Source organism: Pseudoalteromonas sp. Isolate3 (assembly GCF_022398505.1).
Taxonomy (GTDB): Bacteria; Pseudomonadota; Gammaproteobacteria; order Enterobacterales; family Alteromonadaceae; genus Pseudoalteromonas; species Pseudoalteromonas apostichopi.
Genome location: NZ_JAKEVN010000003.1, coordinates 59,696 through 82,940, shown reverse-complemented (window position 1 = coordinate 82,940; position 23,245 = coordinate 59,696). Strand labels below are relative to the sequence as shown.

The following is a 23,245-nucleotide window of genomic DNA, read 5'->3' as shown; positions in this document are numbered from 1 at the left end:
TATACAGCGTACTCGGGCCATTTTAGTTTGTGGTATCAGTTTCAAAAAAACCAACAATACTGATGTTATTTCAGAACTTTTTTCGGCTAGGATTGAAATTATTCTGATAAGTTCCTATATAGTTATAAAGATTGAATAGGCAGCTTAATTAACATTATTATAAATGTGCTTTCCTTATAGTAAGGATGAGTCGCAGCGGATAAGGAATTAAATAAGAATGAATAGCGGTATGACAGACCCTCTAAACGCACTAGTCCCTATGGTTGTTGAACAAACAGCTAAAGGCGAGCGCTCATATGATATTTACTCACGTCTTTTAAAAGAACGCATTATTTTCTTAACTGGCCAAGTTGAAGATAACATGGCAAATTTGATTCTTGCGCAAATGCTGTTTTTAGAATCAGAAAACCCAGAAAAAGATATTTATCTTTATATTAATTCGCCAGGCGGTTCTGTGACTGCGGGTATGGCGATTTACGATACTATGAATTTTATTAAACCTGATGTAAGCACTATTTGTGTTGGCCAAGCGGCAAGCATGGGTGCATTTTTACTGTCAGGGGGTGCTAAAGGTAAGCGTTTCTGTTTACCTAACTCACGCGTGATGATCCACCAACCATTAGGTGGCTTCCAAGGTCAGGCATCTGATTTTGAGATCCATGCACGTGAAATCTTATCAATCAAAGATAAATTAAACCGATTAATGGCTGAACATACTGGCCAGCCACTAGAAGTTGTTTCTCGTGATACTGACCGTGATAATTTTATGACTGCTAGTGAAGCAGTTGAATACGGCCTAGTTGATTCAGTATTTTCAAGCCGCGAATCGAAGTAATCTGAATAGCTAATAATAACGTATTGTTAGCTATCACCCTTTACTATGCGAAAACTGATATTCTTTGATATAGTTAAACATAGTGAATTAGCAGTAGCCTTATGCTACTGCCAACGTAATAAATGAGGTAGCTGAATGTCTGACACTCCTACAGACGGCGACAAAAGTAATAAATTGTTATATTGCTCTTTTTGCGGCAAAAGCCAGCACGAAGTTCGCAAATTAATTGCTGGCCCTTCAGTATACATTTGTGATGAATGTGTTGAGCTGTGTAACGATATTATCAGGGAAGAAATCAAAGACATTGCGCCGAAGCATAATGCGTCTGATAAACTGCCTGTGCCGAAAGAGATTCGTGATCACCTAGATGATTACGTGATTGGCCAAGACCACGCGAAAAAAGTGCTGTCGGTGGCGGTATACAATCATTATAAACGTTTGCGCAATCAAACAATCAATGCGGACATTGAGCTTGGTAAGAGTAATATCCTATTAATCGGTCCTACAGGTAGTGGTAAAACATTACTTGCTGAAACCATGGCACGCTTACTTGACGTTCCATTTACCATGGCTGATGCAACTACATTAACTGAAGCAGGTTATGTAGGTGAAGACGTTGAAAACATTATTCAAAAGCTACTGCAAAAATGTGATTACGATGTAGAAAAAGCACAGCGCGGTATTGTTTACATTGATGAAATTGACAAGATTTCTCGAAAGTCTGATAACCCATCAATTACTCGTGATGTATCAGGTGAAGGTGTGCAACAAGCTTTACTTAAGCTAATTGAAGGTACTGTTGCGTCTGTGCCACCGCAAGGCGGTCGTAAACATCCACAGCAAGAATTTTTACAAGTAGATACATCTAAGATTCTGTTTATTTGTGGCGGTGCATTTGCTGGCCTAGATAAAGTGATTGAGCAACGTAGCCATAAGAATACTGGTATTGGTTTTGGCGCTGAAGTTAAGCAATCATCAGGTAGCCGCAGCCTAAGCGAAACATTTAAAGATGTTGAACCAGAAGATCTAGTGAAATACGGTTTAATTCCAGAGTTCATTGGTCGTCTTCCGGTTGTTGCGACATTAACAGAGCTAGACGAAGCTGCACTTATTCAAATTCTTAGCGAACCAAAAAATGCATTAACTAAACAATTCTCTGCATTGTTTGCTATGGAAGATGTTGAGCTTGAGTTTCGTGAAGATGCACTAAGTGCTATTGCTCATAAAGCAATGGAACGTAAAACGGGTGCTCGTGGCTTACGTTCAATTGTTGAAGGTGTATTACTAGATACTATGTATGAGCTACCTTCAATGGATGATGTTAGCAAAGTGGTTATTGATGAAACCGTTATTAAAGGTGAATCAGACCCAATTTTGATTTACCAAAGCGGTAACCAAGACAAAGCTGCATCAGAATAAAGCTGTAATAGTTTAAAAGTTGAGCAGTTAAACACGAAAAAGGAGCCAAAGGCTCCTTTTTTTACAAATATGTTGAACTTTCCCTTACATATCCCCATATACTTGAGTAATCTTTAAAATAAATGAAGTGCGAAGAGAATATAATGACGCTTGAGAGAACAGATCGAGTCGAAATCCCCGTGTTGGCACTGCGCGATGTAGTGGTTTACCCACACATGGTGATCCCGCTATTTGTTGGTCGTGAAAAATCAATAAAATGCCTAGAAGCGGCGATGGACAAGGACAAACAAATTTTCCTAGTGGCGCAAAAAGACGCCTCTGTTGATGATCCGCAGCAAGATGATATCTACCGTGTTGGCACCATTGCCACAGTACTTCAGTTATTAAAGTTACCTGATGGCACCGTTAAAGTGCTTGTTGAAGGCACACAACGTGCGAGCGTTGAAAAGTTTTTAGATAACGATGATTTCTTTGTTGCTGAAGCACAGTTCATTGAATCAAGCCATATCGACGAGCAAGAGCAAGATATCTTTATTCGCAGCGCAATTAGCCAATTTGAAGGCTATGTAAAGCTTAATAAGAAGATCCCACCAGAAGTACTTACTTCTGTGTCAGGTATCGATGAAGCCGCACGTCTTGCTGATACCATGGCAGCACACATGCCACTTAAGGTACCTGAAAAGCAAAAAGTACTTGAGATTGCCGATGTTACTGAGCGTCTTGAGTACTTAATGGCGCTGATGGAAGGCGAGATTGACTTACTGCAAGTTGAGAAGAAAATCCGTACTCGCGTGAAAAAGCAGATGGAAAAATCGCAGCGTGAGTATTACCTCAATGAGCAAATGAAAGCGATTCAAAAAGAGCTTGGCGAACTTGATGATGTACCCGATGAATTCGAAGCAATTAAAAAACGCATCGAAGAGTCAGGTATGCCTAAAGAAGCGCAAGAAAAAGCGAACGCTGAGTTAACTAAATTAAAAATGATGTCGCCGATGTCGGCTGAAGCAACCGTTGTGCGTTCTTACATTGATACGCTTATCAATGTACCTTGGAAAAAACGCTCTAAGGTGAAAAAAGACTTAGCTGGCGCACAAAAGATTTTAGATAGTGACCATTACGGCTTAGATAAAGTTAAAGAACGTATTATTGAGTATCTAGCGGTGCAGCAACGCACTAATAAGCTAAAAGGCCCAATTTTATGTTTAGTAGGTCCTCCTGGTGTCGGTAAAACCTCACTTGGTCAATCAATCGCACGTTCTACGGGTCGTAAATATGTGCGTATGGCATTAGGTGGCGTTCGTGATGAAGCGGAAATCCGTGGTCACCGCCGTACTTACATTGGTTCTATGCCTGGTAAATTAATCCAGAATATGACTAAAGTCGGTGTGAAGAATCCATTATTCTTATTAGATGAAATCGATAAGATGTCATCAGATATGCGTGGCGACCCAGCATCAGCATTACTTGAAGTACTTGACCCAGAGCAAAACAGCCATTTTGCCGATCACTACTTAGAAGTTGATTACGATCTATCTGATGTGATGTTCGTGGCAACTTCAAATAGCTTTAATATTCCGGGTCCATTATTAGACCGTATGGAAGTTATTCGTTTATCTGGTTATACCGAAGACGAGAAGCTAAACATTGCAAAACAGCACTTAATTCCAAAACAAGTTAAGCGCAATGGCTTAAAAGAGCATGAAGTTGAGATTGCCGACAGTGCAATCATTGGCATTATCCGCTACTACACACGTGAAGCGGGCGTTCGTAACTTAGAACGTGAAGTGTCAAAACTATGCCGTAAAGCAGTTAAAAACATCCTGCTTGATAAAGACACTAAAAAAGTACTTATCAACGATAGCAACCTTGAAGAGTTCTTAGGTGTACAGCGTTTTGACTATGGTAAAGCAGAAGACGGCGACCGTATTGGTCAAGTAACGGGCCTTGCGTGGACTGAAGTAGGTGGTGATTTACTTACTATCGAATCAGCTGCGGTTCCAGGTAAAGGCAAGCTAACTTACACCGGTTCGCTTGGTGATGTAATGCAAGAGTCAATTCAGGCAGCGATGACGGTAGTTCGTAATCGTGCTGAAAAGCTACGCATTAATAGCGATTTTTATGAAAAACGTGACATTCATGTTCACGTGCCAGAAGGTGCAACACCAAAAGATGGCCCAAGTGCTGGTATTGCCATGGTAACCGGTTTGGTATCTAGCCTAACTGGTAACCCGGTTCGCTCAGATGTGGCTATGACTGGTGAAATCACTTTACGTGGTGAAGTGTTACCAATTGGTGGCTTAAAAGAAAAACTTCTGGCAGCACATCGCGGTGGTATTAAAACCGTTATTATTCCAAAAATTAACGAACGTGACTTAAAAGAGATCCCTGATAACGTATTAGAGGGCCTTGAAATTCACCCAGTTACATGGATTGATGACGTTTTAAATCTGGCGTTGAAGCATCCAGTTGAGAGTTTTTCTGTCGAAATAGAAAAAAACCAGTAAAAAACCGCAAAAAAGTGCATTTAGGGGCTTTTCAAATACAAAGGGTATGATAAGTTAAGCACTAGTTTTCAAGCCTAGGCCTTATGTGGCCTAGGGTTGAGAAAAATATAATAAACTGAGCATAAACTTAATTTGCTCATCAATTTTCAAAACAGTGATGTTATTTTTTAATAAAAACAATCGCTCTTGATAATAACAATGAAAGAGGATGATATTGTGAATAAATCTCAATTAATCGATCAAATCGCAGCTGACGCTGACATTTCTAAAGCGGCTGCAGGTCGTGCACTAGATTCATTCATCGAGGCTGTTTCAGGCGCTCTAAAAGATGGCGATTCTGTAGCGCTAGTTGGCTTTGGTACTTTCTCTGTACGTGAGCGTGCAGCGCGTTCAGGTCGCAACCCGCAAACTGGTGAGACTATCCAGATTGCTGCAGCAAACATTCCTTCTTTCAAAGCAGGTAAAGCGCTGAAAGACGCAGTAAACTAATCATTAAAGATTAGTTGGTGAGAGATACCTAATCGCACTTAAATTGAATTTAGGTAACTTATCACCAGTTACTTCAAGTGAAAAAGCGTATCTGGTAAGATACGCTTTTTTTACATGAGCAGGGTTAATTTGTACCTGATCAGAATAGAGATAGATAAATGCTTGAGAAAATCAGAGAAGGTTCGCAGGGACCTGCAGCCAAAATTATTTTAGGCGCGGTGATTTTATCTTTTGCTTTAGCTGGGATCGGTGGTTATTTAGGACAAACCACAGAGCAACCCGTTGCAGAAGTAAATGGAGTTAAAATTAGCCAAACCGAATTCAGCCGTGCATATCAAAACGAACGTAACCGTTTAGAACAACAATTTGGTGAATACTTCGCACAGATCGCAGCTGACCCAAATTACATGGCACAAATTCGCCAAGGTGTAATCGACCGTTTAGTACAACAAGAATTGCAAACTCAACTAGCGGCAGAATTAGGTCTTCGTGTAAGTGACGAAAGTGTTCGTAAAGCAATTTTAGAAATGCCTTACTTCCAAGTAGGCGGCCAGTTCAGCAACGACCGCTACTTACAAGTCATTCGTCAAATGAATTTCCAACCAGATGCTTTTCGTGAATATTTACGCGAAGACATGACACGTAGCCAATTAGTTGGTGCGGTTGCTGGTACTGATTTCATCTTAGAAAACGAATTAAACAATAGCGTAGCTCTACAACAGCAAACACGTAGCATCGACTATCTTGTTGTGACAAAAGAATCATTACAAGAAGGCATTGCAGTAACAGAGCAAGAAATTGCTGATTACTATGAATTAAATCAACCGCAATTCTTAGCGCCAGAGCAAGTATCTGTAAGCTACATCGATTTAAATGCTGCCACCTTAACACTTGATTCAAGTGTTTCAGAAGAAGACATCAAAGCTTACTACGACCAAAACAGCGCACAATATGTTGAGCCTGAAAAACGTCGTGTATCACATATCTTAATTGATAACAGTGAAGACGATGATGCAGCAAAAGCGAAAGCTGAAGAGCTACTAGCGCAGCTACAAAACGGCGCTGACTTTGCTGAGCTAGCTGAGACATCTTCTGATGACGTAGTTAGTGCTGAAATGGGCGGTGACCTTGATTGGATTGAACGTGACATGATGGACCCTGCGTTTGAAGATGCAACCTATGCACTTGAAAACAAAGGTGATATTTCTGACGTTGTAGAATCTGAGTTTGGTTATCACATTATCAAGCTTACTGATATTCAAACGCAGCAAGTTAAACCATATGCTGACGTTAAAGATGAGCTTCGTGCTGAACTTGAGCGTACTAAGAAAATTAATGCGTTCTATGAAAAGCAAACTCAAATGGGTGAGCTAGCGTTCGAGATTTCAGATACCTTAATTGATGCAGCAGAAGCTGCAGGCGTTGAAGTACAGAAAACAGAACTAGTAACTCGTAATGCGTTACCTGAGCCGCTTAACAACCCACAAGTTGTGGCTGCTATTTTCTCACCTGAGGTGCTAGAAGATCGCATGAACTCAGAAGTAATTGAAGTAGGTGATGAGCATGCTGTTGTTGTTCGTGTAAATGATCACAAAGCAGCGACAACGAAAGCTCTAGCAGATGTATCTGAGCAAATTAAATCGACTTTGGTTGCACAAAAAGCATCTGAGCTTGCTAAAGAAAAAGCGCGCACACTTTACGCTGATATTGAAGCAGGTAAGAGCTTAAACGAGGTTGCACAAGCTGAAGGCTTAACAGTACGCCAAGAAGCTGCACTGGGTCGTCAAGCTTACACTGTGTCACCAGCGATTGTTCAACAAGCTTTCAAAATGGCTCACCCACAAGGTGCACCAGAGGTTGAAGTTGTTGACCTAAACAATGGCGATGCGGCAATTGTTGCGCTAAAAGCAGTTAATCCAGCGGCTGACGTTGAAATTAACGAGCAACAAAAGCAAAACATCACGATGGCTCAAGTGAATAAAAACTACATGGTATTTATTGCAGCACTAAAAGCACAAGCTGAAGTGCAAGTACCACAAGCGACTCAAGCTGCTGAATAGTTAGCAAAATGAGTTAAATAAAAGGCGCCTACTGGCGCCTTTTTTGTTACCTTTGTAGGTAATTTTAACTCGTGAATTGGTATCAAAAGGAGCATTTATGGAGTACAGTCAAATAGAGCAGCTACCAAGCGCTGAAGAATACTGTGATATGCGCCTTAAAGCTGGCTTATCAGCACGTTCATTAGCGGCTGCAAAGGCGGGATTGCCAAACTCTCTTTATGCTATTTGTATTCGTAAAAACGATGAGTTGATTGGCATGGGCCGTGTAATTGGTGATGGTGGCTGTAATTTTGAAGTGGTTGATATTGCAGTCGCACCAGAATATCAAGGCCAAGGGTTAGGACGTGTCATTATGGAACATATTGACCGTTACATTGAATCTGCCGCCTTTGAAGGTAGTTATGTCACTATGGTGGCTGACAAACCAGGCTTTTATGAAAAGCTTGGCTACAAGTTTGTCGCACCACAAAGCCAAGGGATGTATAAAAAGTTTTGAGTATCATAGACAAAAAAAGCGCAGATCATTATACATGGGGTAACAATTGCGACGGTTGGCATTTGGTAAAGTCTAATGCGCTGAGTGTTATTCAAGAGCATGTCCCAGTAGGTGAGGCTGAAGTAAAACACTATCATAAGCATGCCGAACAATTTTTCTTCGTACTTAGTGGCTGTGCCACCATTGAACTTGATGGCCAAATACACAAACTCACTGCGCAACAAGGTTTGCATGTAAGTGCTGGACAAGTTCATCAGCTAAGTAATCAAGGTACTGAACCACTGCATTTTATCGTTACATCTACACCACCAAGTCATGGTGACAGAGAAGAAGTGTAAAAGCTGTAAGGTAAAAGAGTAGAGTTAATAGAGATATCAACATGCTCGCGTAGGAGGCGTTTTTAACGCCGAATCAAACTGACAGCTCACTGTCAGCAATTCAACAATTTCTGCGTTACGCTTGATTGCGGGTTTTGAAAAATCGCTTCGGTTTGGCCGTATTCAACAATCTCACCGTGATCAAGTACTACGAGTTGGTCGCTTATGTGGCGCACCAGACTTAGATGATGAGTAATTAGCACATAGCTAAGCCCGGTATCTTTTTGTAGACGCAGTAATAAGTTTACCGTTTGTGCGCGCACAGATGGGTCTAGAGACGATAATGCTTCATCGAGCACTACCACTTTAGGATCTAAAATTAAAGCTCTTGCAAGCGCTATACGTTGCAATTGGCCACTACTAAACATATGCGGGTAATAGTATTGATGATCTAATAGCAATCCAACTTTTGCGAGGGTTTGCTTTATTTTATCTTCACGCTCTTCTTTGTTTAAGTCAGTGTTGTACTGTAAGCAGTCGTTAAGCATGTCACCAATGGTTAAACCCGGATTCAACGACGCCTCAGAATCTTGGAATATCATACGGATGTGGCGACAGTCATTATCACGTAAGCCATCATTTTCGATGATATTACCATCGAGTAGAATTTGTCCTTTATCGGCGTTATCGGCTCCTGAGAGCAATTTAGCTAAGGTACTTTTACCTGAGCCTGTTTCCCCGATAATCGCAATGGTTTCGCCTTGACCTAAACAAAACGAAATATCTTTTAAAACAGAGAAGCGCTTACGTGAAAATAAGCCAGCACGTAGGTTGAAACTCTTTGATAACGCTTGAACTTTGAGCAGTGGTTGCATTATTTCATCGCCTTAATCAATGGGAAATGACAGGCATAACTATGGCTATGATGCTTGGTTAACTTAGGTGTAACCACACATTCTTTTTGCGCTTGCGGGCATCGTGGGCCTAATCGGCAACCTATTGGTAAATGCTGTAAGGTTGGAATGGTGCCTTTTAATGCATAAAACGGTTCTTTGTGTGCTAGACCTTGCTCATAGTCAGGCAAACTTTTCAAAAGTGCTTGAGTATATGGATGGTATGGCTGACTAAAGATGCGATTAGTTGGACCTGCTTCAACCATTTGTCCGCAATAAAGTACATGCATGCCATGAGACCAGTCGATGATTTCTTCAAGCTCGTGAGAGATCATTAAAATTGACATATTCTTTAGCTGATTCAAGCTTTTTAATAGCCTAAATACTTGTGCGCGAGTGGTACTTTCAAGTGCAGTTGTTGGCTCATCGGCAATTAATAGCTTAGGAGTACGGGCAATTGCCATCGCAATCATCACTTTTTGACATATACCTTCAGAGAGTTCATGGGGGTAGCTGTCGAGCACTTTTTTATGATCTTTAATACCCACTTTATGAATTAACGCTTTTACTCTATCTTTACGCTGTTTATTACGCTTTAAGAAAAAGCCGCTGATGGCCTCAGCGGGTAGGGTTTCGGCAATTTGATCAAATATTTTTGCAGTAGGGTCTAGGCAGCGGCTTGGGTCTTGGTAGATCATAGCAATGTCTTGACCCACCAGTTTACGGCGCTGCTCGTTAGATAAGCGCATCAAATCAACACCACGCCAGTGCATGCGATCTGCGGTGATATGCCAGCGTTTGTTCAAAACCCCAACAATGGCTTTTGCAATTAAGCTTTTACCAGAGCCAGACTCGCCAACCAAAGCATGCACTTCACCTTCTTTTAAGGTCATGCTGACCCTATCAACCGCACGAATTACGGTTTCTGAGGTGCGCAACTCTATCGTGAGATTGCGAATATCGAGTAATTGCATATTAGTCGGCCTTACGTTCTTTAAGCACTTGGCGTAAACCGTCACCTACTAAATTGGTAGACAGTACTGCTAAAAATAATAATACGCCCGGTAAGCCAACAGTCCAAGGGGCAAGGTAAATTAAACCGAGATTTTCAGCCAAAATAGCGCCCCATTCTGTGGTTGGGGGCTGGGCGCCAAGTTTTAAAAAGCCAAGTGCCGAGATATCCAAAATAGCGGTAGAAAGCGCCATGGTAAAAATAACCACAATATGCTCGTAAATATTTGGAAAGATACCACGGGCGAGAATATGCCAGTTGGATGCGCCATCAAGTTTGAATGCTGTGATGTAATCCTTGTTAAGCTCTTCAACAATTAAGTTACGTACCGAGTGAATAAACTGTGGCAATAAAGCTAAAATAATCGCCCATACTGTATTCATTAAGCCCGGGCCAAGAATCGCGATAATAATAATTGCCAGTAACAGCGATGGAATAGATAACGTAATATCGAGTAAGTGATTTAAAAAGCTTGAGCGAATACCGTGGCTAATACCAGCAAAAGTACCCACTAATACCCCAATCACGGTGGTTATTAAAGCTGCCACGACCGACAAACCAAAAGTATAAGTTGCACCATTCATTAAACGCGATAACACATCACGACCTAAATCGTCGGTGCCTAATAAAAAGCGCACATCACCAGCGTCATGCCAAGATGGCGGTAACAATAAAGCATCGCTGTGTTGTTGATTTACACCATAGGGTGCAAGCAGTGGTGCAGATACTGCCAGTAATACTAAAGCGATAAACAACCATAAGCCAACAAGGGCTGGGTGATTAGTCTTAAACTTTTTCCAAAATCGCGCTAGTGGCGATTTATTCGACTCTTCAGAGAATAAATTAAACTTTGCCATGAGCTTGGTTCCGCGATAGTGGGTCGAATAAGGTGTAAGTGAGCTCAGCAATAATTGTAGCTAAAATGACAAACATAGATACAGCGAGTAAGCCGCCTTGAATAGCTGGGTAGTCGCGTTGATAAATACTATCGATAAGCCAACGACCAATGCCTGGCCACGAGAAAATAACCTCGGTGATCATCGCAAGGGTGATCAAGGTACTAAACTGTAAACCGATTTGTTTAATAACCGGTAGCAGCGCATTACGTAGTGCGTGATGAATAATCAGCTGTGCACGGTTTAAACCCTTTGCCCGCGCCGTTTTAATATAGCTTTGATCGAGTACTTTCAACATTGAGTCTCGGGTAAAGCGCACTAGAACAGTGGTTGGATACATAGCAAGCACTATAGTTGGCAGGGTTAAATGGTGTAAAGCATCTAAAAACGCCATACCATCATATGGAAAGTTACCTAGCATGATATCAATTAAAATAAAGCCAGTAACAGGCTCAATCTCGTACAGTAGGCCCATACGACCCGACATAGGAAACCAGCCTAGTTGCAGTGAAAAAACCATAATTAACAAAAGAGCTAGCCAAAAAACCGGCATTGAGTAGCCGATAAGTGTGCCTGAGTTAATAAATTTGTCTGGCCAACGTTTGTAGTAAGCTGAAGCTAAGATACCCCCTGGTACGCCAACAGCAACTGAGACAAACAATGCATAAAGGCTTAATTCGAGCGTTGCAGGAAACAAGTCTTTAATATGCTGAAATACACTCTCGCCAGATGCAAAAGAGACCCCCCAATCACCCTGAATAATGCGCTCTAAAAAGGCAAAATATTGCACTATGTAGTTTTCGGTAAAATGAAATCTTTCTTCAAGTGCACTGGTTTGCGAGAAGGTACTATTGGTAATACCGCTTAAGTTAGTAAGCGCATCACCAGGAAACAAAAAGCTTAATGAGAATGTAAAGATGCTCAAAGTTAACATCATAAACATTAAGAGCGCCAGGCGGCGAAGAATATAATCTAGGATCATTATTCTTTCCTCGCGTTAGCTAATGAAATACCACCGAAAGGGCTCAAACTGATGCCTTTTACATCACTACTTGCTGCCTGAAAGCGCATGCCATGGGCAATAGGTAAGATAGGGAGCTCTTGTACTATAATCCGCTGTGCCTGATTATAATATTCTTTACGTTTTTCAAGATCGGTTGTGTCGAGAGCTTGTGTGAGTAACAAATCAAATTCAGGGTTACACCAATTAGACGGATTTTTACCACTAAAGGTAGCTGTACAGCTTAATAATGGACTCATAAAGTTATCAGGATCCGGCGTATCGGCAGCCCAACCTAACAATACGCTATCGTGGCGATGCTCGCCAACCCGTTGTAAAAAGGTATTCCACTCGTATTCGACGATATTAACGTTCACACCAATTTTGCGTAAATCGCTTTGCATCAGCTCAGCCATTTTTCGGGCATTAGGGTTATAAATACGACTTACGGGCATGGCCCAAATGTTCATATCAAAGCCATTTTTGTAGCCAGCTTCAGCGAGCAATGTTTTGGCAAGGGCAGGGTTAAATTCAGGCATAGCCTTTTGTGCTTCAAAAGCCCAAGAAGCTGGAGGAAGTAAAGACTGAGCCTTAATACCGTTACCGTAATATACCGCTTGCATGATTTTATCGATATCAATGGCGCTTGCGAGTGCTTGGCGTACACGTACATCATCAAAAGGCGGGCGCTCAGTGTTAAAGGCCCAATAACCAATGTTTAAGTTTTGTTCTTTTTGAACTTTAATGTCTTCACGTTGCGATAAAATACTAAGCTGCGCACTGCTTGGGTGCGCAGTAACATCACACTCTTTAGTGAGCATCTTGGCAACCCGGGTTGTCCCGTTTGGCGTAATGTCATACACCAGTTGCTCAAGTACTACAGGGTGTTTCCAGTAGTCAGGGTTACGGTAATAGCGAATTAAACGATCGCGACGATACTCTTTATATACATAAGGGCCAGTACCCACAGGGTATTGGTCAAATAAGTTTTCTTGATTTCGCGCTTTAAGTTGCATGGCGTATTCTTCAGATAACACCACAGCAAAGTCTGTTGCAAGGTTTGCTAAAAAGCTGCTTTCAGCATTATAAAGCTCAAACCGTACTTGGTAATCAGAAACACGAACAATGCGACGAATGAGCTGGTCAATACCAACACTTTGAAAATATGGGTAACTGGCTTCGCCAACAAAGTGATAGGGGTTGTAGACGTCGAATAAGCGGCTAAAGGTAAAAATTACATCATCTGCGTTAAAATCACGACTTGGGGTGAAGTATTTAGTGGTATGAAATTTAACTCCTTTACGTAGGGTAAAGGTGATTGCTTTGCCGTCTGGGCTAATTTTCCAATCGGTTGCTAATTCTGCCTGAAATTCAGCAGACACCGGATCAATACTCAGTAGTCGGTCATAAAGCTGGTTAGCGATAATATCGATAGTTGAACCAGTCGTCGTCACTTGAGGATTAAACGACACAGGGTTTGCTTCAGCGCAATAGACCAAGCCCTGGTTTTTTTGTTCTGTGGTTTTTTCTTCGCTATCTAGGCAGCCTACTAAGCACACCAAAGACAAAGCAAGTAACGGTTTAAACACCTGATTAGCCTCTAACTATTGCTGCTGATCTAATAAATTGTATTTTTTCAAATAGCCACGTAATTGATGATACGTTAATTCTAAGTGTTCTGCAGTTTTCTTTTGGTTAAATTGACTATGTTCAAGCGCTTTTTTAATAACATCAATTTCAAAGTCATTAGACAGTTGCTTTAAATTACAAGGAAATTGAATTTCAGGCTTACTCAGTGTCACCGCTTCTTGATTTTGTGTTGTTGTAATAGGCGCAGCTTCTATACTTGCAACTGGGACACTGCTCACTGCCGCTTTAACGCGCTGTTTAGGTCTATACTTACTCGCAAACGGGTCTAAAACAATCTGGTGAACGGGAATATGTTCGTTACCATGGCGATATAAACTACGTTCAACCACATTTTTTAATTCACGGATATTACCAGGCCATTCATAAGACTGAAGGGTTTCGATGGCGCTACGCGTAAAGCCACTAAATAGCTCCCACTCAAGATCGCGAGCCATGTTAATTGCAAATTGTTCTGCTAGTAACATGATATCTTCTTGGCGTTCACGCAGCGGGGGCAGGGTAATAACATCAAAGGCGAGACGGTCGAGTAAGTCGCTTCTAAATTCGCCTTGCTCAGCAAGCGTCGGTAAATCTTCATTGGTTGCACAAACGAGGCGGGTATCGACTTTAACGGTTTGCTTACCACCGACACGTTCAAATTCGCCGTATTCAATAACGCGTAGTAGCTTTTCTTGCACCATGGCTGAGGTATTGGCTAATTCGTCAAGGAATAGAGTACCGCCGTTAGCACGCTCAAAGCGGCCTTCATGGCGTTTGCTAGCACCAGTGAACGCGCCACTTTCATGGCCAAATAATTCACTTTCAAGTAGATTTTCATTAAGCGCTGCGCAGTTAAGCTTTATATAGTTTTGTTCCCAACGCTTAGATAAAAAGTGCAAACGCGCAGCAATGAGCTCTTTACCCGTACCGCGCTCACCAATAATCAGTACAGGCTTTTCCAAACTTGCTAGTTGTGACACTTGATCAAGTACACTTAAGAAACTGTCAGATTGGCCGAGTAAATTATCCTGTTGGCGAAATTGGCTCATATTCCCTAACTCTTAGTCATTTTTACTAAGATCTAGTGTATTTCATTATCTTCGAGAACTAAAGAAATTTATAAATTTAGTTTAACTGTTTGAATATATTGGGTTATTCTAGCTTTATAAAAGTTGGCAAGCATATTGATACTAGATATACCAACTGATTAAGTTAAAACACCAAAGAGGTAAATGTTATGGGAATTTTTTCACGTTTTGCAGACATCGTTAATTCTAATATCAATGCCATCTTAGATAAAGCAGAAGATCCAGAAAAAATGGTTCGCCTGATCATCCAAGAGATGGAAGATACATTAGTAGAAGTTCGCTCTACATCAGCAAAAACACTTGCTGAGAAAAAAGAGCTAGTACGTCGCGTTGAAACTTTGAAAGTTCAAGTTGCAGACTGGCAAGAAAAAGCTGAATTAGCACTAAGTAAAGACCGTGATGATTTAGCACGCGCAGCACTGATTGAAAAGCAAAAGTCAGCAGACGCAGTAGCTGCAGTTGAAACTGAGCTTGAACATGTAGAATCTCATATCGAGAAACTACAGCAAGAAGTCAGCACGTTACAAGAGAAGCTAGCTGATGCAAAAGCGCGTCAAAAAGCAATCATCTTACGTCAGCGTTCTGCTGAATCGCGTCTTGAAGTTAAAAAAGCACTCGACAGTTCTAAAGTTGAAGACGCTTTAAACCGCTTCGAACGTTACGAAACTAAGATCGATGGTCTAGAATCACAAATAGAGTCTTATGATCTTGGTAAAAAATCATTAGCTGACGAAATTGCTGGTCTTCAGCAAGACGAAAAGATTGATGATGAGCTAGCTGAGCTTAAGAAAAAACTAGCAGATAAAAAATAATAAATGGGGGCGTGTCCCCCAATGCTTAAACACATAACGGATTGACAGGAGAGTACCATGTTCGACGCAGAAGTTTTGATGGCACCCATTATTGTTTTTATGGTGGTTGTTGCCCCACTTTGGCTAATTTTACATTACCGTAGTAAAAAGCAAGTGAGCCAAGGTTTAAGTGAACACGAACATCGCCAGCTGTTAGAGCTTGCACAAAAAGCAGATAAAATGGCAGAACGTGTTGAAACATTAGAAGCCTTACTAGATCAAGAGGCTCCGCAGTGGAGACGTAAAGTATGAGTACCAAACGCGAATTATTTAGAGATGCAGAGCGCGGTAAAATAGCTGGCGTGTGCGCAGGTATCAGCGATTACTTTAACATGGAGCTTTGGCTGGTACGTATTTTAGTCGTGACAGCAGTGCTATTATCAGGTGGTCCATTTATTGTTGTTGCTTACATTGCTGCTTGGTTTATTTTAGATAAAAAACCAGTAGAAAAAACAGAGAAAAGCACAGACAGCATCCATCAAGACCCGCTTGAAGTAAAGTTTAAAGTATGGCAAAAAGGGGAACCACCTCGCCGTGCATTGCAAGACTTAAAAGATCGTCTTGCTCGAGTTGATGGCCGTTTACAAGAGATGGAACGCTATGTCACATCAACAGAATTTACGGTTAGCCGTGAAATCAACAAACTTTAAAGGACATATACGCACCTTGTTTGCATCCTGATACCAAGCGCAAATAAGGTGCTAGACACTTTATGAGCCAATCATTTGCAAAAAACACCTTTAATTCGTTAAAAAATAAAGCGGAAAAAGCCCTTCATCGTAGTTTAGATCAACACGTGAAGTTAGCCGTCACAGGGTTAAGTGGCAGCGGTAAAACCGCGTTTATTACCGCCTTGGTTAAACACTTAACCAGCCAAGCTGACGATAAAAACTTACCTTTTTTTGATGTGATGCGTGAAAAACGCCATATCGCTACAAAAATAGTGCCGCAGCAAGCACTGACAATTCCTACATTTGAATATACCAATGCATTGTCAGCGTTATTACCTGCTGAAGGTGAGCCTGCATGGCCTGCATCCACTGAGCGTATAAATACTTTACGTTTGGCAATTAAATACCAAAGTAACTCGGGGCTGCGTGGTCACTTTGCTCCGCAATCAACACTTTATTTAGATATTATTGATTATCCAGGTGAGTGGTTACTTGATTTGCCAATGCTAGAGCAATCCTTTGCTGATTGGTGTGAATTACAATATTCACTGTTGCAGCAAACAGCGCGTAACGAAAAGGCTAAGCCATTTTTAGCAGCCCTCGCTGAACTTGATTTATCAGCCAGTGTTGATGAGAGCAAGCTTGCTGATGTCGCTGCGCTTTACCAGCAGTTATTGGTCAGCCTTAAACAAGATACCAAACTTGCTATGCTACAACCTGGGCGCATGCTAATGCCCGGTGAGCTAAAAGGAGCACCGTTACTGCAGTTCTTCCCGGTTGCGAGTGTGCCTGACGATATAACCGAGGGGTCAAATTTAGCGCATCTTAAAAAGCGCTATAAAGCCTATGTAAAAGAGGTTGTAAAACCTTTTTACGAGCAGCATTTTCGTCATTTTGACCGACAAATTGTGCTGGTGGATGTGCTCAGTGCCTTGAATGAAGGTAGCGAAACGCTGCATGAGCAAAGCCGTGTTATTAACCAATTACTGGCGCACTTTAATTATGGTGAAGCAAGCTTCTTTAAACGTTTGTTTAAACCAAACATCGACAAGCTACTGTTTGCGGCCAATAAGTCAGATCATATTAGTGCTCAGTATCACAAAGATTTAGCACTGTTGCTTGATTCAATCGTGCATGACCAAACGAATCACTTAAAGTTCGAAGGTGTGCAAATCGAAACCATGGCAATGTCATCTATCTGCGCAACAGAGCCGCGCCAAGTGGCTGAAAAAGGCCAGCAGTTAGCTTGTATTTATGGCAAGCCTTTAGGCGAGCAAGAATGGCTAACATATTTACCGCCGCAGCCACCGTCACGCCTTCTCAACAAACAAGAGTGGCCAAAACAGGGCTTTGAGTTCTTATCGTTTTCGCCACTGCCATGCCCTGATAAACGGTTAAAGCATATTCGTTTAGATCATGTCATGCAGTACCTGATAGGAGATAAACTAACATGAGTGAGCAACCTAAGGAGATGAATTTTCAGGCTGGTCGTCGTATTTCAAGCTCAGCAAGCAATGAGGCTCCTACAAAGGAGTTAACCGTTGCAAAAGTCATAGAAAACGCAGAATTTATCGACACAGAGGACGAACTGCAAGATAGCATCGAACTTGAGCCTGTGTATAAAAAGTCAAAGTGGCAAACCTTAAAAGGGGGGTTTGTTGTTAGCTTTTTAGCTTTAGTGTTACTTGAGTTTGCAATGTCATTATTTGTGACGTTCCAACAATCGATTATTTTAGGTTCCGTCTATTTAACAGCTGTTCTCAGTGGTGTGCTACTGATTGCCCGGGTTATTTGGCGCGAGTACCGCATGTTGAGAAGTTTAAAGCGCAACCAATTGCATCGAACCGAGGCTGACCGCTTACTTAACAGTGAGCAAGTAGGTGAAGCACTACCATGGCTTGAAAAGCTTAATAAACATCAGGAACTGACTGGGTTTGAAGAGTTTAAGCAGCAAATAGCAAGTCATCATACAGATAAAGAAATCATGACATTATACGCTGATAGTTTATTGGTGAGCCAAGATCAACAAGCGAAAAAACTGATTAACCGTTTTGCTACTGAGTCCGGTTTATTGGTTGCGCTAAGCCCGCTGGCTTTAGTCGATATGATGGCAGTTTTATGGCGAGGCACTAAGTTAATTGAACAAATTGGCCGGATCTACGGTATTGGTTTTGGTTACGCAAGCCGTATTAAGTTGTATCGTTTATTAGTGAAACAAGTGCTGTTTGTTGGTAGTGCAGAATTGGTTTCAGATTTAGCGGCAACGGCACTGAGCGCTGAATTATTGGGAAAATTGTCGGGGCGTGCAGCACAAGGGCTAAGTGCAGGTATTTTTACCGCGCGTATAGGTTATAAAGCAATGGAGCTTAGCCGCCCGTTACCTCGCTTAGAGCATAAGCGTAGCTTGCTAAAAGAAACTGCCAATAGTATTGCCCGTAAAATTGCCTCACGCACGAGCGATAAAGAAACCGAAAATACAAAATGACAACTTTTGTGTACAGTTAATAAAAACTGCTGAGTGATATTTAGCCATCTGAGCATCCGGCATGCTTGTGCATCTTGGGTATCTACGTTTTATTTATGAGTATGAAGTACTGATAATAAAAACGAGAACACACAATGACTAAGCATCACTTACATACACAATGTATTCATGGTCCAGAAAAACCAAATGACCCACATGGCGCACTGAGTGCGCCACTTTACCAAACCTCTACCTTCTCTTTTGCTAATGCCGCCCAAGGTGCAGCCCGATTTGCTGGTGAAGAGCAGGGCTTTATTTATACCCGTTTAGGTAATCCGACAACCCAAGAGCTAGAACAGAAAGTGGCTCAGTTAGAAAACTGTGAAGCGGCTGCTGCAACGGCTACAGGTATGGGAGCAGTGTCTGCGTCTGTACTTAGCTTTTTACAACAAGGTGACCACTTAGTGGCATCAAGCGCGTTATACGGCTGTACCTTTGCATTTTTTGCTCACATGCTGCCGCGCTTTGGTATTGAAGTCACTTTTGTTGATATGACCAACGAAGCTGAACTTCGCGGGGCGGTAAAAGCAAACTCAAAAATGATTTTTGCAGAAACACCAATTAATCCGACCATGGCGGTGCTTGATCTAAGTTTAATTGCCGATGTTGCCAAGCAGCATCAACTGATAAGCGTTATCGACAATACATTCCTAACTCCATTGCTACAGCAACCGACCTCGTTTGGCATTGATATTGTGGTACATAGCGCAACTAAATACCTAAATGGCCACGGTGATGTGGTGGCAGGGCTAGTTTGCGGTACAGAAGAGCATATCAATTTGATAAAAATGACGGTGCTAAAAGATATTGGTGCAACGATTAGCCCGCATGATGCATGGTTAATTAATCGTGGTTTAAAAACCCTAGCTGTGCGCATGGAGCGCCACTGCGCGAGTGCTCAAGTTGTGGCTGAATATTTAGAGCAACACCCGCTAGTAAGCCAAGTTTATTACCCGGGTCTTAAATCACACCCGGGTCACAAATTTATTGGCTCACAGATGAAAGCTGCTGGTGGTGTTATAGCCTTTGAAATTAAGGGCAGCCTCGAAGATGGCGAAACATTTATAAATAACACCCAGCTTTGCACGCTTGCGGTTAGTTTAGGGGATGCTGAAACCCTTATTCAACACCCGGCATCGATGACACATTCGCCTTATACACCTGAAGAAAGAGCGGCTGCTGGGATCAGTGATGGCCTAATTCGATTATCTGTTGGTCTAGAAGATGTTAACGATATTATTAACGATCTTAAAACTGCATTTACATTCATTGGATAGGTTGTAATTGTAAGTTTACGCCAATACCTTCTTTAATTCCTTTAAATATGGGGTGTGTAAACTTTTAGATCTTTTTCTGTAATTTAATGTTTACGTTAAGGCTGTTTCTGCAAACCTCGGAAACAGCCTTAACTATTAAAATTTCGCTTACTTTTACATAGTATCGACTTAACAAGTTAATGAGATTCTGATCAATGCTGATCAAGATTTAACGAAGAAGGTTATTATGGCTAAAGCAAGTAATTACACCTCCAAGCAACCTGATGAAAATGGGGTTATCCATTGGAGCGAAGAAGAAAATAAAATATGGTCTGAGCTAGTTGCTCGCCAACTCGCTTGCATTGAAGGTAAAGCCTGTGATGAATATTTAGCAGGTCTTAAGAAAATTAATTTACCAACAGATCGTATTCCACAACTTAGTGAACTCAACGAAGTGTTACTCGAAACAACGGGCTGGCAAGTTGCGCCTGTTCCGGCACTGATTGATTTTGATGAGTTCTTTCGATTATTAGCAAACAAGCAGTTTCCAGTAGCGACTTTTATTCGCAGCCGTGAAGAGTTTGACTACTTACAAGAGCCAGATATCTTCCACGAGATTTTTGGTCACTGTGCTATGCTTACCAACCCAGCATTTGCTGAATTTACACACAAATATGGTCAGTTAGGTTATGCCGCTGAAAAGAAAGATCGTGTTTATTTAGCACGCCTTTACTGGTTTACCGTTGAGTTTGGTTTAATGCAAACAGAACAAGGCCTTCGTATTTATGGTGGTGGTATTTTATCAAGTCCAGGTGAAACACAATATGTGTACTCAGATAAGCCAGAAATCAATGCGATGAACGTGCTTGATGTATTACGTACACCTTATCGTATTGATATTATGCAGCCTGTGTACTACACCATAAACTCAATCAATGACTTATTTGATATTTCACAAATGGATATTATGTCGCTGGTGAGTAAAGCAAAAGAATTAGGGCTTCATGAGCCAAAGTTTCCTCCTAAAGAAAAATTAGCAAGTTAAGGATTTATAATGTCTTCATTAAGCACACAAAAGTGTGAAGCGTGTCGTGCGGATGCGCCTAAAGTATCTGATGCTGAATTAGCAGAATTGATCAAAATGATTCCAGATTGGGTTCCTGAAGTGCGCGACGGCATTATGCAATTAGAGCGTGTTTACAAGTTTAAAAACTTCAAGCAAGCACTTGAGTTCACTAATAAAGTGGGCGATATGGCTGAAGAAGAAGGTCACCACCCAGGTCTGTTAACCGAGTGGGGCAAAGTAACCGTTACTTGGTGGAGCCACTCTATCAAAGGATTACACAAAAATGATTTTATCTGTGCTGCTAAAACAGACGATGTATTCGCTGCACTGTAAATTTTAAGTTCTGCCCAGAACGATAAAAGGCGTAACCTCAGGTTGCGCCTTTTTGCTTTTTTAGAGCCCAAGAATTAACATTAGGCTCTTATCTTTGCGAGAACACTAGAAAAGTAAATAATGAAAAACAAAGCGCTTATTCTGCCATTCCTACTCATTTTACTGCCCTTAATTGATAGCTTGTTTATCCCGCAAACATTTGGCATGCAATGGCATAGCCCTAAGCTGATGTATCAAGTAGGCGTAGCGCTGATGATTGTAAAGCTCACTATGGTTGCCATCGGGCTTTGGTCATTACTCAAAGCAAAGCGCCTTTATATGGAAGCCAGTAAATCGACCCGTATGCTTAAATTTTCAGTATTTTTACTCGGCGGCTTACAAGTTGTGATAATGACTGCAATATGCTTTTGGTATTTAGTAGCGGGCACGCAAGCGAAACACTTTATGCTGCAAGATAACATTGCTGTATTTACCGCTGATTATGGCGTATTTGCCCCGGTACATCATGAGTTCTCATTTATATGCTTTGATGCCAATGATTTTTACCACATGCAACCAATTGCTCAGCTTCCTTGGCTCGGAACCTTTACCTTTACTAGCCAAGATTCACGTTTGATCATTCAACATAAAAACCAAAGCGGCGCGAATACTCAAGAAATTTCATTAAAAGGGTATGGCTGTTTGCAATAAAGCGGGAAGGTGTTTGGCGTTATGAGCTGTATTTTTTTCAAAGAAAACAGTATTGGGATTTATATTGTCGAAACTGCCAGCTCTGAAAATATCCTCTAAAGCTGGCTGTCTATTTCTTACATAGCTTACTTGCTATTGCTTTACCTGAACTTCGACTTCTTGCCCGGTTTGTAGTTGCTCGGCGCCGCGCACTGCAACTTTATCGCCCGTATTTAAAGCGATGTTAGAAGTCGGGGTGACTTCAACAAGTTTATCTTTACCATTACCTACTTTTACGGGAACTTGCAGGGCTTTGTTGTCGTTGTCGATTTTGACGATATGGGTGCCTTTTTTGCGTAAGATAAGCGCATCGCGATTCACCAGTAGTACATCCCCTTTGCTTTTTAGTGGCACGGCTACATCAACCAGTTGGCCAATCGCCCATGTTTGCTCGGCGTCTCTTGGTAGTAGGGCGCGTACTTCTACAGTTTGTGAACGCGGATCGGTTGATGGGATCACCGCTGTTACGGTAGCTGTTGTCATATCAGGGGCTGATAAGTCGCCGGCTTGAATTGGTAACTCTATGCCTTTGTGTAAAAACTTTAAGTATTTAACAGGCACGTACAAACGCACTTCTAAGTTATTAATATCGAGAAGGGTGACCAGTTCATCAGCACGATTTATTTCGCGGCCAGCGCGTTTAAAACGCTCGCTGATCACGCCATCAAATGGGGCGCGAACGGTTGCACGGGAAAGCTGATCGTCTATCACTTTTAATTCAACCTTAGCCAGTGCGATATCAGATAACGCAAGGTCATGCTTATTTTGCATATCATCAACTTGGCTTGCTGCTGCACTGCTGGCTTTGGCGAGTTTTTGTAAACGAGCGAGCTCTTGTTGATATAAGCGTAAGTTTATTTTGGCGCGATTGAGCATTTCTTGCTGACGTGCTTTTTCAAGTTCAAGCGGTAAGGTATCCATACGTACGAGGGTGTCGCCACTTTTAACCAGAGTACCTGGCTCAACAACATATAATAAACGGCCGCTAACGCCTGCTGTTAGGGTTACATCATCTTTGCCATACAAAGTGCCACTGACTTCAATTTCGCTTGTCAGTGGAGCTTGTGTGACGGTTTCTACAGTAACCGGTACGACTGCAAAGGCATTAAATGCGATAAGGCTTATTAGCGCACAAAAGCGAGCGGTTAATTTACGAAAAGGTGTGTTCATTGTTTTA

23 protein-coding genes are annotated in these 23,245 nt (G+C 41.6%); 16 read left to right on the top strand and 7 right to left on the bottom strand.

Translation table 11 applies throughout. From position 1 onward, the window contains the following. Positions 1 to 217 precede the first annotated feature (217 nt). The 7 genes from clpP (at position 218) to L1D46_RS01650 (ending at position 8,141) form a co-directional block, all read left to right on the top strand. Positions 218 to 835 (top strand): ATP-dependent Clp endopeptidase proteolytic subunit ClpP, encoded by a 618-nt coding sequence (clpP, locus tag L1D46_RS01680; protein WP_130050992.1) that lies wholly within the window; start codon positions 218 to 220, stop codon positions 833 to 835. A gap of 135 nt (positions 836 to 970) precedes the next feature. Next, on the top strand, positions 971 to 2,254 hold the full coding sequence (gene clpX / locus L1D46_RS01675) for an ATP-dependent protease ATP-binding subunit ClpX (RefSeq protein ID WP_054562074.1): 1,284 nt from the start codon (positions 971 to 973) through the stop codon (positions 2,252 to 2,254). 143 nt (positions 2,255 to 2,397) lie between these two features. Further along, positions 2,398 to 4,758, top strand: a complete 2,361-nt coding sequence (lon, locus tag L1D46_RS01670) for an endopeptidase La (protein ID WP_239976630.1) — start codon at positions 2,398 to 2,400, stop codon at positions 4,756 to 4,758. 198 nt (positions 4,759 to 4,956) lie between these two features. Further along, complete coding sequence (locus L1D46_RS01665; protein ID WP_175580427.1) at positions 4,957 to 5,247, top strand: HU family DNA-binding protein; 291 nt, start codon at positions 4,957 to 4,959, stop codon at positions 5,245 to 5,247. A gap of 158 nt (positions 5,248 to 5,405) precedes the next feature. After that, positions 5,406 to 7,307 (top strand): peptidylprolyl isomerase, encoded by a 1,902-nt coding sequence (ppiD, locus tag L1D46_RS01660; RefSeq protein ID WP_130050994.1) that lies wholly within the window; start codon positions 5,406 to 5,408, stop codon positions 7,305 to 7,307. A 97-nt stretch (positions 7,308 to 7,404) separates the two neighbouring features. After that, complete coding sequence (locus tag L1D46_RS01655) at positions 7,405 to 7,803, top strand: GNAT family N-acetyltransferase (protein WP_130050995.1); 399 nt, start codon at positions 7,405 to 7,407, stop codon at positions 7,801 to 7,803. Further along, on the top strand, positions 7,800 to 8,141 hold the full coding sequence (locus L1D46_RS01650; RefSeq protein ID WP_167658384.1) for a cupin domain-containing protein: 342 nt from the start codon (positions 7,800 to 7,802) through the stop codon (positions 8,139 to 8,141). Before L1D46_RS01655 ends, L1D46_RS01650 begins: the two co-directional genes overlap by 4 nt. 92 nt (positions 8,142 to 8,233) lie before the next feature. On the opposite strand, the gene L1D46_RS01645 is transcribed toward L1D46_RS01650, so the two are convergent. From L1D46_RS01645 to pspF, 6 genes are read right to left on the bottom strand one after another with little or no spacing between them, the layout of a single operon-like run. After that, positions 8,234 to 8,995 carry an ATP-binding cassette domain-containing protein gene (locus L1D46_RS01645; protein WP_130050997.1) on the bottom strand — a complete coding sequence of 254 codons (762 nt, stop codon included), beginning with the start codon at positions 8,993 to 8,995 and terminating at the stop codon, positions 8,234 to 8,236. Continuing rightward, entirely contained in the window at positions 8,995 to 9,987 is a 993-nt protein-coding gene (locus tag L1D46_RS01640) for an oligopeptide/dipeptide ABC transporter ATP-binding protein (protein ID WP_130050998.1), read from the bottom strand. Before L1D46_RS01640 ends, L1D46_RS01645 begins: the two co-directional genes overlap by 1 nt. A gap of 1 nt (position 9,988) precedes the next feature. After that, positions 9,989 to 10,882 carry an ABC transporter permease subunit gene (locus L1D46_RS01635; protein WP_130050999.1) on the bottom strand — a complete coding sequence of 298 codons (894 nt, stop codon included), beginning with the start codon at positions 10,880 to 10,882 and terminating at the stop codon, positions 9,989 to 9,991. Further along, complete coding sequence (locus L1D46_RS01630; protein ID WP_130051000.1) at positions 10,869 to 11,903, bottom strand: ABC transporter permease; 1,035 nt, start codon at positions 11,901 to 11,903, stop codon at positions 10,869 to 10,871. Before L1D46_RS01630 ends, L1D46_RS01635 begins: the two co-directional genes overlap by 14 nt. Further along, on the bottom strand, positions 11,903 to 13,480 hold the full coding sequence (locus tag L1D46_RS01625; RefSeq protein ID WP_233786808.1) for an ABC transporter substrate-binding protein: 1,578 nt from the start codon (positions 13,478 to 13,480) through the stop codon (positions 11,903 to 11,905). Before L1D46_RS01625 ends, L1D46_RS01630 begins: the two co-directional genes overlap by 1 nt. Positions 13,481 to 13,525: 45 nt before the next feature. Then, complete coding sequence (gene pspF / locus L1D46_RS01620; RefSeq protein ID WP_239976628.1) at positions 13,526 to 14,599, bottom strand: phage shock protein operon transcriptional activator; 1,074 nt, start codon at positions 14,597 to 14,599, stop codon at positions 13,526 to 13,528. A gap of 188 nt (positions 14,600 to 14,787) precedes the next feature. On the opposite strand from pspF, the gene pspA reads away from it, so the two are divergent. The 9 genes from pspA (at position 14,788) to L1D46_RS01575 (ending at position 22,029) form a co-directional block, all read left to right on the top strand. Then, positions 14,788 to 15,450, top strand: coding sequence for a phage shock protein PspA (gene pspA, locus L1D46_RS01615; protein WP_054553137.1), 663 nt, complete (start codon positions 14,788 to 14,790; stop codon positions 15,448 to 15,450). A gap of 57 nt (positions 15,451 to 15,507) precedes the next feature. After that, positions 15,508 to 15,741: an envelope stress response membrane protein PspB gene (pspB, locus tag L1D46_RS01610; protein ID WP_036969793.1), complete on the top strand. Its 234-nt coding sequence runs from the start codon at positions 15,508 to 15,510 to the stop codon at positions 15,739 to 15,741. After that, a complete protein-coding gene (pspC, locus tag L1D46_RS01605) occupies positions 15,738 to 16,139 on the top strand; it encodes an envelope stress response membrane protein PspC (RefSeq protein WP_130051003.1) in 402 nt (133 codons plus the stop codon). Before pspB ends, pspC begins: the two co-directional genes overlap by 4 nt. A gap of 62 nt (positions 16,140 to 16,201) precedes the next feature. Then, the gene (locus tag L1D46_RS01600; RefSeq protein WP_167658383.1) at positions 16,202 to 17,614 is read left to right on the top strand and encodes a YcjX family protein; all 1,413 of its coding nucleotides are present in this window, start codon (positions 16,202 to 16,204) and stop codon (positions 17,612 to 17,614) included. Further along, positions 17,611 to 18,645: a TIGR01620 family protein gene (locus tag L1D46_RS01595; RefSeq protein WP_239976626.1), complete on the top strand. Its 1,035-nt coding sequence runs from the start codon at positions 17,611 to 17,613 to the stop codon at positions 18,643 to 18,645. Before L1D46_RS01600 ends, L1D46_RS01595 begins: the two co-directional genes overlap by 4 nt. Positions 18,646 to 18,779: 134 nt before the next feature. Then, positions 18,780 to 19,961, top strand: a complete 1,182-nt coding sequence (gene megL / locus L1D46_RS01590; RefSeq protein ID WP_130051006.1) for a methionine gamma-lyase — start codon at positions 18,780 to 18,782, stop codon at positions 19,959 to 19,961. A 226-nt stretch (positions 19,962 to 20,187) separates the two neighbouring features. Continuing rightward, the gene (gene phhA / locus L1D46_RS01585; RefSeq protein WP_054553132.1) at positions 20,188 to 20,985 is read left to right on the top strand and encodes a phenylalanine 4-monooxygenase; all 798 of its coding nucleotides are present in this window, start codon (positions 20,188 to 20,190) and stop codon (positions 20,983 to 20,985) included. 9 nt (positions 20,986 to 20,994) lie between these two features. Continuing rightward, complete coding sequence (locus L1D46_RS01580; protein ID WP_036969771.1) at positions 20,995 to 21,339, top strand: 4a-hydroxytetrahydrobiopterin dehydratase; 345 nt, start codon at positions 20,995 to 20,997, stop codon at positions 21,337 to 21,339. A gap of 120 nt (positions 21,340 to 21,459) precedes the next feature. Beyond that, the gene (locus L1D46_RS01575) at positions 21,460 to 22,029 is read left to right on the top strand and encodes a hypothetical protein (RefSeq protein ID WP_239976624.1); all 570 of its coding nucleotides are present in this window, start codon (positions 21,460 to 21,462) and stop codon (positions 22,027 to 22,029) included. Between the two features lie 132 nt (positions 22,030 to 22,161). Here the strand turns inward: L1D46_RS01575 and L1D46_RS01570 are convergent, their stop codons facing one another. Next, positions 22,162 to 23,238, bottom strand: coding sequence for an efflux RND transporter periplasmic adaptor subunit (locus L1D46_RS01570; protein ID WP_239976642.1), 1,077 nt, complete (start codon positions 23,236 to 23,238; stop codon positions 22,162 to 22,164). Positions 23,239 to 23,245: the final 7 nt, after the last annotated feature.

Bases quoted from the DNA above. Each gene is read 5' to 3' on its own strand.
- clpP (WP_130050992.1), top strand. From the start codon at position 218: ATGAATAGCGGTATGACAGACCCTCTAAACGCACTAGTCCCTATGGTT.
- clpX (WP_054562074.1), top strand. From the start codon at position 971: ATGTCTGACACTCCTACAGACGGCGACAAAAGTAATAAATTGTTATAT.
- lon (WP_239976630.1), top strand. From the start codon at position 2,398: ATGACGCTTGAGAGAACAGATCGAGTCGAAATCCCCGTGTTGGCACTG.
- L1D46_RS01665 (WP_175580427.1), top strand. From the start codon at position 4,957: ATGAAAGAGGATGATATTGTGAATAAATCTCAATTAATCGATCAAATC.
- ppiD (WP_130050994.1), top strand. From the start codon at position 5,406: ATGCTTGAGAAAATCAGAGAAGGTTCGCAGGGACCTGCAGCCAAAATT.
- L1D46_RS01655 (WP_130050995.1), top strand. From the start codon at position 7,405: ATGGAGTACAGTCAAATAGAGCAGCTACCAAGCGCTGAAGAATACTGT.
- L1D46_RS01645 (WP_130050997.1), bottom strand. From the start codon at position 8,995: ATGCAACCACTGCTCAAAGTTCAAGCGTTATCAAAGAGTTTCAACCTA.
- L1D46_RS01640 (WP_130050998.1), bottom strand. From the start codon at position 9,987: ATGCAATTACTCGATATTCGCAATCTCACGATAGAGTTGCGCACCTCA.
- L1D46_RS01635 (WP_130050999.1), bottom strand. From the start codon at position 10,882: ATGGCAAAGTTTAATTTATTCTCTGAAGAGTCGAATAAATCGCCACTA.
- L1D46_RS01630 (WP_130051000.1), bottom strand. From the start codon at position 11,903: ATGATCCTAGATTATATTCTTCGCCGCCTGGCGCTCTTAATGTTTATG.
- pspF (WP_239976628.1), bottom strand. From the start codon at position 14,599: ATGAGCCAATTTCGCCAACAGGATAATTTACTCGGCCAATCTGACAGT.
- pspA (WP_054553137.1), top strand. From the start codon at position 14,788: ATGGGAATTTTTTCACGTTTTGCAGACATCGTTAATTCTAATATCAAT.
- pspB (WP_036969793.1), top strand. From the start codon at position 15,508: ATGTTCGACGCAGAAGTTTTGATGGCACCCATTATTGTTTTTATGGTG.
- pspC (WP_130051003.1), top strand. From the start codon at position 15,738: ATGAGTACCAAACGCGAATTATTTAGAGATGCAGAGCGCGGTAAAATA.
- L1D46_RS01600 (WP_167658383.1), top strand. From the start codon at position 16,202: ATGAGCCAATCATTTGCAAAAAACACCTTTAATTCGTTAAAAAATAAA.
- L1D46_RS01595 (WP_239976626.1), top strand. From the start codon at position 17,611: ATGAGTGAGCAACCTAAGGAGATGAATTTTCAGGCTGGTCGTCGTATT.
- megL (WP_130051006.1), top strand. From the start codon at position 18,780: ATGACTAAGCATCACTTACATACACAATGTATTCATGGTCCAGAAAAA.
- phhA (WP_054553132.1), top strand. From the start codon at position 20,188: ATGGCTAAAGCAAGTAATTACACCTCCAAGCAACCTGATGAAAATGGG.
- L1D46_RS01580 (WP_036969771.1), top strand. From the start codon at position 20,995: ATGTCTTCATTAAGCACACAAAAGTGTGAAGCGTGTCGTGCGGATGCG.
- L1D46_RS01575 (WP_239976624.1), top strand. From the start codon at position 21,460: ATGAAAAACAAAGCGCTTATTCTGCCATTCCTACTCATTTTACTGCCC.
- L1D46_RS01570 (WP_239976642.1), bottom strand. From the start codon at position 23,238: ATGAACACACCTTTTCGTAAATTAACCGCTCGCTTTTGTGCGCTAATA.